This is a genomic window from Amycolatopsis taiwanensis DSM 45107, from assembly GCF_000519205.1.
Lineage (GTDB): Bacteria > Actinomycetota > Actinomycetes > Mycobacteriales > Pseudonocardiaceae > Amycolatopsis_E > Amycolatopsis_E taiwanensis.
Map to the genome: position 1 here is coordinate 1 of NZ_KI912598.1, position 13,553 is coordinate 13,553.

12 protein-coding genes, 1 tRNA gene and 1 pseudogene are annotated in these 13,553 nt (G+C 69.0%); 7 read left to right on the forward strand and 7 right to left on the reverse strand.

The genetic code is table 11. The annotated features are described in order from the left end of the window. From A3CU_RS48280 to A3CU_RS0134765, 4 genes and pseudogenes are all read right to left on the reverse strand, one after another. Window positions 1–180: pseudogene (locus A3CU_RS48280) on the reverse strand (hypothetical protein); the annotation flags it as partial. Window positions 181–630: 450 nt separating this feature from the next. After that, entirely contained in the window at window positions 631–1,143 is a 513-nt protein-coding gene (locus tag A3CU_RS50290) for a hypothetical protein (RefSeq protein WP_052372704.1), read from the reverse strand. 454 nt (window positions 1,144–1,597) lie between these two features. Next, a complete protein-coding gene (locus A3CU_RS0134760) occupies window positions 1,598–2,851 on the reverse strand; it encodes a glycosyltransferase (RefSeq protein ID WP_043843652.1) in 1,254 nt (417 codons plus the stop codon). Beyond that, a complete protein-coding gene (locus A3CU_RS0134765; protein WP_052372705.1) occupies window positions 2,848–3,414 on the reverse strand; it encodes a TetR/AcrR family transcriptional regulator in 567 nt (188 codons plus the stop codon). Before A3CU_RS0134765 ends, A3CU_RS0134760 begins: the two co-directional genes overlap by 4 nt. Window positions 3,415–3,594: 180 nt before the next feature. On the opposite strand from A3CU_RS0134765, the gene A3CU_RS53075 reads away from it, so the two are divergent. Further along, on the forward strand, window positions 3,595–3,732 hold the full coding sequence (locus tag A3CU_RS53075; RefSeq protein ID WP_156960726.1) for a hypothetical protein: 138 nt from the start codon (window positions 3,595–3,597) through the stop codon (window positions 3,730–3,732). A gap of 82 nt (window positions 3,733–3,814) precedes the next feature. Here A3CU_RS53075 and A3CU_RS0134775 read toward each other — a convergent pair. Next, window positions 3,815–3,887, reverse strand: a tRNA-Arg gene (locus A3CU_RS0134775). Between the two features lie 133 nt (window positions 3,888–4,020). On the opposite strand from A3CU_RS0134775, the gene A3CU_RS0134780 reads away from it, so the two are divergent. Further along, entirely contained in the window at window positions 4,021–4,926 is a 906-nt protein-coding gene (locus tag A3CU_RS0134780) for a cation diffusion facilitator family transporter (RefSeq protein ID WP_027946101.1), read from the forward strand. 4 nt (window positions 4,927–4,930) lie between these two features. On the opposite strand, the gene A3CU_RS0134785 is transcribed toward A3CU_RS0134780, so the two are convergent. Beyond that, window positions 4,931–5,638, reverse strand: coding sequence for a DUF305 domain-containing protein (locus A3CU_RS0134785; protein WP_052372707.1), 708 nt, complete (start codon window positions 5,636–5,638; stop codon window positions 4,931–4,933). Next, complete coding sequence (locus tag A3CU_RS0134790) at window positions 5,635–6,459, reverse strand: thioredoxin-like domain-containing protein (RefSeq protein ID WP_052372709.1); 825 nt, start codon at window positions 6,457–6,459, stop codon at window positions 5,635–5,637. The genes A3CU_RS0134785 and A3CU_RS0134790 overlap by 4 nt, the downstream gene beginning before the upstream one ends. A gap of 147 nt (window positions 6,460–6,606) precedes the next feature. Here A3CU_RS0134790 and argS point away from each other — a divergent pair, with 147 nt between their 5' ends. From argS to thrB, 5 genes are all read left to right on the forward strand, one after another. Continuing rightward, window positions 6,607–8,280, forward strand: coding sequence for an arginine--tRNA ligase (gene argS, locus A3CU_RS0134795; protein ID WP_027946104.1), 1,674 nt, complete (start codon window positions 6,607–6,609; stop codon window positions 8,278–8,280). Window positions 8,281–8,357: 77 nt separating this feature from the next. Further along, window positions 8,358–9,797, forward strand: a complete 1,440-nt coding sequence (lysA, locus tag A3CU_RS0134800) for a diaminopimelate decarboxylase (RefSeq protein ID WP_027946105.1) — start codon at window positions 8,358–8,360, stop codon at window positions 9,795–9,797. A 40-nt stretch (window positions 9,798–9,837) separates the two neighbouring features. Then, window positions 9,838–11,142: a homoserine dehydrogenase gene (locus tag A3CU_RS0134805; protein WP_027946106.1), complete on the forward strand. Its 1,305-nt coding sequence runs from the start codon at window positions 9,838–9,840 to the stop codon at window positions 11,140–11,142. Window positions 11,143–11,196: 54 nt separating this feature from the next. Continuing rightward, window positions 11,197–12,261, forward strand: a complete 1,065-nt coding sequence (gene thrC / locus A3CU_RS0134810; RefSeq protein WP_027946107.1) for a threonine synthase — start codon at window positions 11,197–11,199, stop codon at window positions 12,259–12,261. Between the two features lie 163 nt (window positions 12,262–12,424). Then, the gene (thrB, locus tag A3CU_RS0134815) at window positions 12,425–13,312 is read left to right on the forward strand and encodes a homoserine kinase (protein WP_027946108.1); all 888 of its coding nucleotides are present in this window, start codon (window positions 12,425–12,427) and stop codon (window positions 13,310–13,312) included. The last annotated feature ends 241 nt before the right edge of the window (window positions 13,313–13,553 follow it).

The window sequence follows — 13,553 nt, forward strand, 5'->3', positions numbered from 1 at the left end:
GAACGCGACATTGTCCTTGAACCCCAAGGACTTGCCCAACCCGCGCTGCTGGATCTCCCCCACGATCGCGAGCATCTCGGCGTAGCCGGTCCGCAGCTTTTGCTCACACGCCACCAACAGCGCGGTCAGGTCCCCATCGGGAACCTGCCACAACCGGGAAACGGGAGCCACCTCGGACATGCCACCATGCTATCAACTTTAGGACGTACGTTCGATACACGTTTGGGTGATCTGGAGTTCGGTTGAGATTGGCGCGGGCTGCATGGTCGGCGGGACGTTCGCGAGTTCCTGGCCTGGCCGGTGTATCCGGCCTTCGGCGAAATCGTCGTCGGATGCGTGGTCGAGGCCATTGCTGATCATCGGCGGGAGCCCACTACATTCGGCCGCCGGGCTCGCCGCGCACCGGTGGTGGTGCCGCCGGACCGGTCGCGCCGAACGGTGACGTAACCACGCCACCGGTGCCGTGGTGGAGCAGGCGAAGCCGGGCACAGCGCGCCGCGGACAGGCCACGGAGGATCGCGCCGAGCGCCGCTGTTAGGCACGGTGGCTAACCCGCGAATGCACGCTGACGCCCGTACTGGGTCAGGACTGGCCGGGTAAAAGACTGGTTCGACGGGGCGGTGGCTCTCGTTACGAACCATTTGCTTGGAGCAGAGCGAGGGCTTCGGTGAGTGTCTTACCTTGCTGCACGTAACGGTGTATGCGGTCGTGTTCGTCCTGGGTGAGCGTTGGCCCAGGTTCGTCGTCCACGATGTACTCGCGTCGAAGCAGGCGATCGAAGAGGTCAAACTGGGTCAACAGGTGCGCGGTCGGATAGTTGCCACTGAACCAAGGAATGCCTTCGGCTACCTCGCGGGGCAGGACTTCACCATAGGACTCCACGCGTCGGCGCGCTTCGTCGTGTAACCCGAGAACGACTCTCACCCGCTCGTCGTCGGTTAGGTGACTGTCGAACATGGGAGAGATACAGCCGCCGATACCGGCCGTTGCCTCGATGTACCAACGCTCACGAGCGTGACGAAGCCACAGCGGCGCTGACGGTGTGGCTTCGATTTCGACGCAAATCAGATAAAGCCAGAGTTCCGCATACCCGTCGCGTGTCCAGAAGCCCTGGCCTCCGAAGTCGATATATGACCTGCCCATGCGCGCAGCATCGCAGGGGTCGTGGCTCCAGCCAAACCTTTAATCTGGACAGCGCTGCTGGTGCCTGGGCGCGTCGTGGTCCCGATCAAACGGCCTGCTTGGTGGGGCCATCCGGTCGCCTGATGGCGTCTCGATCACGCCTCTTTCGTCGGCACCTGGTGCCGGATCAGTTGGACGAGATCGCAGACCTGTTGAATCACGCGGTGTGTGCCCCAGAAGTGATCTTGGCGCACCGAAACAACGCTCTGGCCTGGGTGCCCTCGGCAGAATTCGAACCTGCGACACCTGCCTCCGGGGGTGCATCCGAGCAAACCTCCGCTGGTCCTCTGATCCGTGGAAACGGGATCGAACCGTTCGGGGGTACGCCGGTCTATCCACGGACTGTCCACAGGTGGGGGAAAAGTCCTATTGATTCAGCAGGAGTGCGCTCATCTGCCGTGAGCCGTCCGGCGGCTCAGGTGAGGTTGGTGACGGTGGTGAGGACCTGGCCGGCACCGTCCTCGGTTGCGATGTTGGTGGCCAGCTCCGTCGCTCGTCGCGTGTATACGGGGTTGGTGACGGCTTCCCGGACGGCGTCGGCGAGGCTGTCGATGGTCAGTTTCTTGAACCGAATGGCACCCGGGCTGACGCCGAGCGTGGTCAGGCGGTAGGACCAGAACGGTCCGTCGCGGGTGACCGGGACGGGCACGGTGGGAACACCGGCGCGCAGTCCGGCGGCCGTGGTGCCGGCGCCGGCGGCATGTACGACCGTTGCCATGCGGGGAAACAGCCATTCGTGCGGCACGTCGCCGATCGTGAGCATGTCATCGTCGCTTGTGGACAGTTCTGCCCAGCCGGCCTGGATGACGCCGCGCTGCCCGGCTCGCCGCAGCGCCGCGGTGACAACGCCGCTGAGGTGTTCGGGGTTGCCGGGGTTGGTGCTGCCTAGCCCGACGAACACCGGCGGTGGGCCGGCGTCGAGGAACCGGCGGAGGTCCTCGGGTGGCGTCCAGCCGGATGGCATGGTCGGCCACCAGTAGCCCACGATCTCCAGGCCGGGGCGCCAGTCGCGCGGGCGGGGTACGACGTGGCGGCTGATGCCGTGGAGGATCGGCCACTGTTCGGCGGCCTGCTTGCGGTAGGTGGCGGCCGGCGTCGTGGGGGGCAGGTCGTGCTCGGCGCGGATGTCGTTGATGTCGGCGAAGTACATCCGTTCGAACAAGCGGATGAGCCCGGTGGCGAGTCGGTTCCCGAGCCGGCCGAGGGAATGGCCGAGCGTCGTGGGGGGCAGTTCGGCGGTGGGCTGTTGGGGTTGCAGGTGCAGGCCGACGCTGGGGATGCCGCGTGCCTGCGCGACGTGATAGGCGGCCGCGCCGAGTGCGTTGAACAGCACGATGTCCGCGCCGCTGTCGGCGGTGATGCCGGCAACGTTGATGTTCAGAGCGCGAATGAACTGTTTAGCCGCCTTCAGCAGCTTGGCACCACTCCGGGAAGCCATGCCATCTCGGACTGCGTCGGAGTGCAACTCCGACGCAGCCGCGGCACGCGCGTCCCCGATCAGCGGATGGAATCCCAGCCCCGCGTCCTCCACGAGCGTGGCGAACGCCTTGTCCGCGGCCAGGGTCACGTCATAGCCGGCCTCGCGCAGCCGAGCCCCGACCCCGGCCGTCGGGGCCACATCGCCGCGGGAACCAAAAGCAACGATCAGCGCCTTCTTGCCCTTGCTCACGATTTTCTCCCCGTCTCTCTCCTTGTCGCACGGTCGAACATCGCCACCAGTTCGGCCGCGAAGGCGGTCAGGTCGGCGTCCGGATCGAGCGCGGCCTCCAGCACGACCGCCTCGATGGCCTGCCCGAACATCACGCCCAGCACGTGCGAATCGAACTCGCCGAACTCACCGTTTTCCTGGCCCTCGACGAAAAGTCGCTGGATGTCGTCGCCGACGCCACTTTTCCGGTCGGTCACCAGCTGGAGCCGGCCCGGCAGCGAACGCCTCATGTTCGCCGCCTCCAATGCGGCCAGGGCATATGTGCGGTGCGAGTCGATGAACTCCACCAGCGACTCGATGATCACCCGCAGCTTGTCCCGCGCGGTGCCGGCCGCCGCCATGCGCTCCGGCAACATCTCGGCGCTCGCCGTCGAGACGGCCATCAACACCTGCTCGACCAACTCGTCCTTGTTGGCGAAGTGGTACGACACCACACTCTTGGCCACCCCGGCGCGCTGCGCGATCTTCGCCAGCGATGCCTGCGCGAACCCCTCCTCGGCGATCACCTCGATCGCGCACTCCACCAACTGTCGACGCCGCGCCTCGTCCGCGAATGTTCGGCCGCCTGGCCTATTTTTAGGTCGCACGGCCGACATTTAACACGAGTGTCGACCAGGTGACAACGGGGCGCCCGAGTTGACTGCGTTGCTATGGCGCCACGTCAAGGTCTATGGGTATGGCCCGGCACGCCGACCGCATGACTGGTGTTGATGGAGATCTGCGCCGCGATGCTCTACGGGCAGGAGACGGTTGCCCGACGACACGTTCAGGCGGCGCTCGGGCACCCCAAACTGACCGCGCACGTGCATTGCACGCTGACGGCGGTATTCGGCCGTATCTGATCGGGACCGGCCGGGTAGAAGAAGAACGGCCCCAACCGGCGTTCTCGCTGGTTGGGGCCGATTTTTCGTGTTCAGACCTATGTGCCCTCGGCAGGATTCGAACCTGCGACACCTGCCTCCGGAGGGCAGTGCTCTATCCCCTGAGCTACGAGGGCTTCATCGCTTTGCGACAACGAAAGCTTAGCGCATCGGCTTTTCGGACCACTCGGGTGGTCACCTCTGGTGGCGCGAGCTGCTTGTGCTGCATACATGCGCATGTCACTATATATGAGGAGAGGAGGCGACTGCATGGAACACGGACACGGTGCGCATGCCGGCGCCTCCGGGCGCTACCTCTGGCGGCTGGGCGCCGCGCTGGGCGTCGGATTGGCGTTCCTGGTCGTGGAGGTCGTCGTCGGGGCCCTGACGGGCTCGCTGGCGCTGATTTCCGACGCCGCCCACATGCTCACCGACGTCTTCGGGCTCGGCATCTCGCTCATCGCGATCGTGCTGGCGCGTGGCAGCGGCCCGACGTTCCGGCGCACGTTCGGGATGTACCGGGGTGAGGTCCTGGCCGCGCTAGCCAACGCGGTGCTGCTGTTCGGGGTCGCCGGGTACGTGCTCGTCGAAGCGATCGGGCGGATCAGTGAGCCGCCCGCGGTGCCCGGGCTGCCGGTCCTGCTCACCGCGACGGCGGGTATCGCGGCGAACCTCGTGTCGTTCGGGCTGTTGCGGAGCGGCGCGAAGGAGAGCCTCAACATCCGGGGTGCCTACCTCGAAGTGCTGGCCGACCTCATCGGATCATTCGGCGTGCTGCTCAGCGGCGCGATCACCATGCTCACCGGCTGGCGTTACGCCGACCCGCTCATCGGTGTCGCGATCGGCCTGTTCGTGTTGCCCCGCACCGCCAAGCTGGCTGCCCGCGCGCTGCGCATCCTGTTCCAGCACGCGCCGGCAGAGGTCGATGTCGAAAAGGTCAGCCACGAACTGGGCGGTCTCACGGGCGTCGCCGACGTGCACGACCTGCACGTCTGGACGCTCACCTCGGGCATGGAGGTCGCCTCGGCGCACCTCGCGGTCGACCCGGCGGCCGAACCGGCCCGGGTGCTGGCCGCCGCGCAGGCCCTGCTCGCGGAGCGCTATTCGATCGACCACGCGACCATCCAGGTCGAGACACGCGAGTCCGCCCGGCGCTGCCAGGAGCTGTCCTGGTGAAGGCTCAGGGCAGCGGCTGGGCGCCCCGCGCCGCCAGCATCAGCTTCATCTGATCCATCTCCGCGCCCTGCGAGATCAGCATGCTCTGCGCCAGCGTGCGCACCGCCGGCTGCGCGGCGTGGTCGTGCGCGTACTGCGCCATATCCGTGCCGCCCTGGTGGTGGCGCAACATCAACTGCAGGAAGTAGACATCGAGTTCCTTGCCGGACAACGAGCGCAGCTTCGCCAGTTCGGCATCGGTGGCCATGCCGGGCATCAGGCCGTTGCCCGCGGCGGCCGGCGACCCACCCATGTTCATCCCGCCATGCCCGGTGGGCCCGGCCATCCACGCCATGGGCGCGCCGGTGGACTGCTCGGGCTGGCTCCACAACATCAGCCAGCCCTTCATCCGGCCGATCTGCTCCAACTGGGTGCTCTCGATGTCGAACGCCAGCTGTTTCAGCTCAGGGTCGGTCGTGTGGTCGCGTTCCCAGTTGGCCATCGTGACGGCCTGGGTGTGGTGGGTCGACATGTCCTGCGCGAAGCCGACGTCGATCGAACCGGCGGCCGGCACGGCCTGGTCGTCGCCGCTGAGCGCGCGCTGGGTGAGGAACATGCCCAGCGCCGCGCCGAGCAGCAGCACGGCGATGATCGCCGCACCGATGACGACCGGCCGGGACCAGGCCGGGGGCCGGGCTTCGACGACCAGGTCGTGCTCGGCGCTCGCGGTCATGGCGTGGGTGCGGAGGCCGGGGCCGAAGCCGGGGCGGATGCAGCGGCGCCCATGTCCTGCTGGGTTCCGGCGGAACCCTTGTAGTCCATCGGCTTGGCGTCGGGACCGGGCGGGTTCGGGTCGAACGCCGGCGGGTTGCTGGGGTCGAACATGCCCGGTCCGAGCGCGTCGCAGGAGGCGCCGATCTCGGGGTAGGTACTGGTGTTCTGCCGCAGCGCGGTGATGAACTCGTCGATCTTGACGTCGTCCGCGCTGTCCACCTTGAGCTGGTGACCCCAGGACTGCAGCGAGATCGGGCGGTCGAGGCCGGGGTAGGGCGACATCATGGTGTACGGCTTGCCCTGCACCTTGGCCTTGAGCGTGTCCAGCGCCGACCCGCTCACCTGGTCCGGGTTGTAGGCGATCCACACGGCGCCGTGCTCCAGCGAGTGCACCATGTTCTCCGAACGCACCGCGTTCGGGTACACGGTTCCGGTGCACGCCGCCCAGTACCCGTCGTGCGGGCCCCCGAACGGCGGCGACTGGTCGTAGGCCACCCGTTCGGTCGGCAGGATGTGCACGCTGCCGGAGTAGGGCTTGATCACGATACCGGCGAGTTTGGTCGACGGGTCGGGGTTGCTCGCCGACGGCGTCCATTCCGCGAGTGCCCGCTTCGGCGCCGACTGGACCAGGTAATACGTGATCACGACGGCCGCCAGTGCGACCACCGCCACCACCGCGACGATCGTGCCCCAGGGCACGCCGCGCTTGGCGACCACCGAAGTCCGGGTCGCCTTGGCGACCTTCTTCGGTGTGCCCTTCTTCTTCGTGCCGCTGGACATGCCTTGAAGTCTAAGGACCGGGTGTCTGGTTGCTGTCAGCGGCCGCCCACCGCCAGTGTGTTATAGCCATACCCACCGTGGTGAGCCGGTTTCCCGGCCGCTATCCCTGGGCCGTCCCTCCGGCATGCCCGGCCGTACACTCGCGGAGTGACTCCCGCCGTGCTCGCTGACCTCGTTCGTTCCTCCGCCGTGCAGGTACTTTCCGCGCGTGGCCTCGACCACGCCGCCCTGCCCGAACGCGTCACGATCGAGCGCCCCCGGAACCCGGAGCACGGCGATTACGCGACCAATCTCGCGCTGCAGGTGGCGAAGAAGGTCGGGCTGCCCCCGCGCGATTTCGCGCAGGCGCTGGCCGACGAGGTCGCCAAGGACGAGGGGGTGGCCAGCGCCGAGGTCGCCGGTCCCGGCTTCCTGAACTTCCGCCTGGCGGCGGCCGCGCAGGGCGAGCAGATCCGTCAGGTGCTCGCCGCCGGGGAAAAGTACGGCGCCGGCGACGCGCTGGCCGGCCGCCGCATCAACCTGGAGTTCGTGTCCGCGAACCCGACCGGGCCGATCCACCTCGGCGGCACGCGCTGGGCCGCGATCGGTGACGCGCTCGGCCGCATCCTGGCCATGCAGGGCGCTGAGGTCACGCGCGAGTACTACGTCAACGACGCGGGCGCCCAGATCGACCGCTTCGCCCGTTCGCTGATCGCGGCGGCGAAGGACGAACCCACACCGGAGGACGGCTACGCGGGCGCCTACATCGTCGACATCGCCGCCGAGGTCCTGCGCCGGGAGCCCGGCGCGCTCGCGCTGCCGGAGGAGGAGCGGCATCAGGTCTTCCGCCGGGTCGGCATGGCGCTGATGCTCGACGAGATCAAACGGAGCCTGCACGAGTTCGGCACCGATTTCGACGTGTACTTCTCCGAAACCTCGCTGCACACCTCGGGCGAGGTCGACCGCACGGTCGAGGAGCTGAAGGCGTCCGAAAGCCTGTATCACGCCGACGGCGCGTGGTGGCTTCGCTCCACCGAGTTCGGCGACGACAAGGACCGGGTGGTCATCAAGAGCGACGGCGTCCCCGCCTACATCGCGGGGGACCTGGCCTACCTGAAGGACAAGATGGGCCGCGGGTTCGACCTTTGCATCTACATGCTCGGCGCGGACCACCACGGCTACATCGCCCGGCTCAAGGCGGCGGCGGCCGCGATGGGGCACGACCCGGACGTGGTCGAGGTGCTCATCGGACAGCTGGTCAACCTGTTCAGCGAGGGCAAGCCGGTCCGGATGAGCAAGCGGGCGGGCACCGTGATCACCATGGAGGACCTGGTCGAGGCCGTGGGGGTGGACGCGGCGCGCTACGAGCTGTCGCGCTACTCGGTGGACTCCACCCTGGACATCGACCTGGATCTGCTTCGCAAGCACAGCAACGAAAATCCGGTCTACTACGTCCAGTACGCCCACGCGCGGCTGGCCTCGCTGCAGCGCAATGCCGCCGAACTCGGGCTCGAGCTGGACGCGAACGCGGACCTGAGCCTGCTCACGCACCCGCGCGAGGGCGATCTGATCCGCACCATCGGTGAGTACCCGAAGGTCCTGCACACGGCCGCCGAGCTGCGCGAGCCGCACCGGGTGGCCCGCTACCTGGAGAACCTGGCCAGCGCCTATCACAAGTTCTACGACGTGGGCGTCCGCGACGCGAAGGGCCGGGTGCTGCCGCAGGGCGACGAAGAGGCGACCCCGGTCACCTTCGCCCGGCTCGCGCTGTGCGAGGCGGCCCGGCAGGTGCTGGCCAACGGCCTCGCCGTGCTCGGTGTGTCCGCGCCGGAACGGATGTGATCCGCGGTGAGTTTCGCGATTGACCCGCGCCCGGCCGCCTGTATACCCGCACAAGTTCTGAACAAAGCACGAGGTCGATGATGGTCCACCCGGCAGGACCCCGGCACGCCGAAGTCCATCCGCACGCCGACACGGCCGGCCACCCACCGTCCACAGCGGACGAGCTGGACCGGCTGCACCCGAGCGTCTGGCCGCGCAACGCCGCCCGCGAGCCCGACGGCGCGGTCCGGCTGGCCGGCGTGGACGTTCGCGAGCTCGCCGAAACCTACGGCACGCCGCTGTTCGTGGTCGACGAGAACGACTTCAAGTCCCGCTGCGCCGAGCATGCCCGTGCGTTCGGCGACCCGGCGCTGGTGCACTACGCCTCGAAGGCGTTCCTGTGCACCGAAATCGCCCGCTGGGTGGCCGAGCAGGGGCTGAGCCTGGACATCTGCAGCGGCGGCGAGCTGGCGGTGGCGTTGCGGGCGGGCTTCCCGCCGGAGCGGATCACCTTCCACGGCAACAACAAGTCGGTCGCCGAGCTGGAGGCCGCGGTCGATGCCGGGGTCGGCACGATCGTGCTCGACTCGTTCTTCGAGATCGCCCGGCTCGCTGACGTGGCCGCGCGCCGCGACGTCGTGCAGGCGGTGCTGGTGCGGGTCACGGTGGGTGTGGAGGCGCACACGCACGAGTTCATCGCGACCGCGCACGAGGACCAGAAGTTCGGTTTCTCGCTGGCTTCCGGGGACGCCGCCGAGGCGGTCCGCCGGGTGCTCAACGCATCTTCGCTGAAGCTCGTCGGCCTGCACAGCCACATCGGGTCGCAGATCTTCGACGCCGACGGGTTCGAGGTCGCCGCCCGCCGGGTGGTCGGCCTGCTCGCCGAGTTGCACAAGGAGCACGGCGACACGGCGCTCGAGTCGCTGTCGACGGTGGACCTCGGCGGTGGCCTCGGCATCGCCTACACCGCCGACGACGATCCGCCGCCGCCCGAGTTCCTCGCCGAGCAGCTCCGGATCATGGTCGCCAAGGAGTGCGAGCACGAGGGTCTGGAGGTGCCGCGGATCGCCGTGGAGCCGGGCCGCGCGATCGCCGGGCCGGGCACGGTCACGCTGTACGAGGTGGGCACCATCAAGCATGTCGAACTCGGCCACGGACAGGTCCGGCGGTACGTGAGCGTCGACGGCGGGATGAGCGACAACATCCGCACCGCGCTCTACGACGCCGTCTACGACTGCCGCCTGGTCTCTCGCGCCAGCGACGACGGGGGAGCGGCGGAGGTGAACGCGGCGCTGTCCCGCGTGGTGGGAAAGCACTGCGAATCCGGCGACATTGTGGTGCGGGATTCCTGGCTGCCCGATAACCTCGGCCCGGGCGACCTGCTGGCGGTGGCCGCCACCGGCGCGTACTGCTACTCGATGGCGAGCAACTACAACCGCCAGCCCCGGCCCGCGGTCGTGGCGGTTCGTGACGGCGAGGCGAGGCTCCTGCTCCGGCGGGAGACCGTCGAAGACATGTTGTACCTGGAGGCGTTATGACCGGCCTCGCGCGAAAGCCCGCGGAGGAACAGTGAGTGAGGTGTCCACTGTGGACGGTCGGACGGTGCGGGTGGCGTTGCTCGGGTGTGGCACGGTCGGCCGCGAGGTGGCCCGTCTGCTCACCGAGCAGGCCGACGAGCTCGCCGCGCGTGCCGGTGCGCCGGTGGAGCTGGCCGGGATCGCGGTCCGCCGCCCGGACAAGCATCCGGAGCTGCCGAGGCACCTGCTGACCGCCGACGCGGGCGCGCTCGTCGAGTCCGATGTGGACGTCGTGGTGGAGCTGATCGGCGGCATCGAGCCGGTGCGTGGCTGGCTGCTTTCCGCGCTGCGCAAGGGAAAGTCCGTGGTGACGGCGAACAAGGCGCTGCTCGCCGAGTATTCCGCGGAGCTGTCCGAGGCTGCCGACGCGGCCGGCGCGGACCTGTACTTCGAGGCTGCCGTGGCGGGTGCCATCCCGCTGCTGCGCCCGCTGCGTGAATCGCTGGCCGGTGACCGGATCACCAAGGTGATGGGAATCGTCAACGGCACCACCAACTACATTCTGTCCGCAATGGACTCGACCGGCGCCAACTACGCGGAGACCCTGGAAGAAGCCAGCCGGCTCGGCTATGCCGAGGCGGATCCGACGGCGGATGTGGACGGCTACGACGCGGCGTCGAAGGCGGCGATTCTCGCCTCGCTCGCGTTCCACAGCCGGGTGACCGCTTCGGACGTGCACCGCGAGGGCATCGCCGGAGTGTCCTCTTTCGACATTGCCGCCGCGAAGGCGTTGGGGCGCACGGTAAAGCTCCTGGCGATCTGTGAGCGGGTCACGGCGGACGACGGCACGGAGTCGGTCTCGGCCCGGGTGCATCCGGTGATGATTCCGCGCAGTCATCCGCTCGCCGCGGTGGGCGGCGCGTTCAACGCGGTGTTCGTCGAGGCCGACGCGGCGGGCGAGCTGATGTTCTACGGCCAGGGCGCGGGAGGTGCGCCCACGGCCAGCGCGGTGCTCGGCGATCTTGTCGCGGTGGCGCGCAACCGGGTCCTCGGCGGGCGCGGTCCCCGGGAATCGGCGCACGCGGCGCTGCCGGTGCGGCCTCATCTGCAGACCCCGACCCGCTACCACATCAGCCTCGACGTGGCCGACCGGCCGGGCGTGCTGGCCCAGGTGGCGCACGTGTTCGCCGCACACGAGGTGAGCATCGCGGCGGTCCGCCAGCGGGACCGGACCTCGACCGCGAGCCTGGTCATCGTCACGCACCTGGCGCCGGAGGCCGCGCTGGAGGCCACCGTCGAAGAAATTGGCAAAATGGACGTAGTCCACGAGGTGGTCAGCGTGATGCGGGTGGAAGGCGAGGACTGAACACATGCGACGAGTCCACATGTGTGCCTCGCGAGTGCGGAAGGACGCACAGCTATGACCGTCAACCCCGGGTGGCCCGGGATCATCGAGGCCTACGCCGGCCGGGTGCCGGTTCCGCCTGGCGCCAGGATCATCACCCTTGGCGAGGGCAACACACCGCTGATCCCCGCCCCGCATCTGTCCGAACTGACCGGCTGCACGGTTTTCCTCAAGGTCGAGGGCGCCAACCCGACCGGCTCCTTCAAGGACCGCGGGATGACCGTGGCGATCACGCACGCGCTGGCCAGTGGCCTGCGCGCGGTGATCTGCGCGTCGACCGGGAACACCTCGGCCTCGGCGGCCGCCTACGCCGCCCGCGCCGGGCTGACCTGCGCGGTGCTCATCCCGCAGGGCAAGATCGCGATGGGCAAGCTGGCGCAGGCGATCCTGCACGGGGCGCGGATCCTGCAGATCGACGGCAACTTCGACGACTGTCTCGAACTCGCGCGCAAGACCGCGGTCGACTATCCGGTCACGCTGGTCAACTCGGTGAACCCGGCGCGCATCGCCGGGCAGAAGACCGCCGCGCTGGAAATCTGTGACGTACTGGGCCGGGCGCCGGACGTGCACTGCCTGCCGGTCGGCAACGCGGGCAACGTCACCGCTTACTGGGCCGGATACACCGAGTACGCCGGGGACGGCGTCATCGACCACGCTCCCCGGATGTTCGGCTTCCAGGCCGCGGGAGCCGCGCCGCTGGTGCGTGGCGAGCCGGTGCCCGATCCGGAGACGATCGCCACCGCGATCCGCATCGGCAGCCCGGCTTCCTGGGCCACCGCGGTGAAGGCCCGGGACGAGTCCGGTGGCCTGTTCGAGGCGGTCACCGACGCGCAGATCCTCGACGCGTACCGGTTGCTGGCCCGCACCGAGGGGGTGTTCGTCGAGCCGGCGTCCGCGACCAGCGTCGCGGGGCTGCTGGTCACCGCCGCCGACGGGCGCCTGCCGAAGTCCTCGACCGTGGTGTGCACGGTGACCGGGCACGGCCTCAAGGACCCGGCTACCGCGCTGGAGGGCAACGTCGAGGTGGAGCCGCTGGCGGTGGACCCGCGCGCGGTGGCCACCGCGCTGGAGCTCTCATGAAACCCCGTACGTTATTGGCTCGCGGCAACCACGGTGACCACCGAGCGCGCGCCTTTGTCCCGCCAGCGGGGCGGCGGGGCGCCCAAGTCGCGGAGGTGATTCGATTCCACAAGGAGCGCCCCGTCGACACGATTGCGGTCGCGCGCAAACTCGCGGAGGAAAAATGACCCTGGCCTCGCTGAAGGTCAGGGTGCCCGCGTCCACGGCGAACCTCGGGCCGGGTTTCGATGCGCTGGGCCTGGCGCTCGGCCTGCACGACGTGATCGAGCTGTGGGAGACCGGGTCCGGCCTGCGGGTGGAGGTCGTCGACGCCGGTGCGGACGGGGTCGAGGACGTGCCGACCGACGAGACCCACCTGGTCGTGCGCGCGATCCGGCGCGCGTGCGAGCATCTCGGCCGGCCGCTGCCCGGCCTGCACCTGCGCTGCCTGAACGCGATTCCGCACGCCCGGGGGCTGGGCTCGTCGGCCGCCGCCGTGGTCGCCGGGATCGCGGCCGGTTACGCCCTGGCGGCGAAGCCGGTCGACGCCGGGGCGCTGCAGCTGGCCGCCGAATTCGAGGGACATGCCGACAACGCCGCGGCCAGCCTGTTCGGTGGCCTGGTCATCGCGTGGTGCGAGGGCGGCCGGTTCCACGCCGAGCGTCTCGAACCGCATCCCGGTCTGCGGCCCGTGGTGGCCGTGCCGGGCGTGAGATCGGCCACCGCGCAGACGCGCGGGTTGCTGCCGCCGCAGGTGCCTCACGCCGACGCGGCGTTCTGCGCGGGCCGGGCCGCGCTGGCCGTGCACGCGCTGACCCACGACCCGTCGCTGCTGCTGCCGGCCACCGAGGACCGCCTCCACCAGGATTACCGCGCGCCGGCGTACCCGCGCAGCGCCCAACTGGTCCATGACCTGCGGAAAGCCGGGATCGCGGCGGCCATCTCCGGGGCCGGGCCGTCGGTGCTGGCGCTGACCACGGACGGAATAATGCCGGCGGCTGTCGACGTTGAAGGTTTCGAAGTCACCGAACTGTCGGTGGATGTGGCCGGAGTGCAGGTCACGACCCGGTAGCATGGTTGCGGCGGATTCGCGCCATACCGGGGGTGGTTGTTGCACCGCTTCGCCGGTCGGTCTACGCTCGGGGGCGTTCGATCACCGTGCGCAGTCCGCACCGGTGTGAGTCCCGGGGGTCCTTCCCGGATCGCATCTTTCGTTGAGCCGATACGGTGACGGCAACCCTCCCGTGTGGCGGCTCCGCCGCTGTGACCTGCGGTCTCGGCTGGAGAAGCCGCACCGGGTAACGACAAAGCCG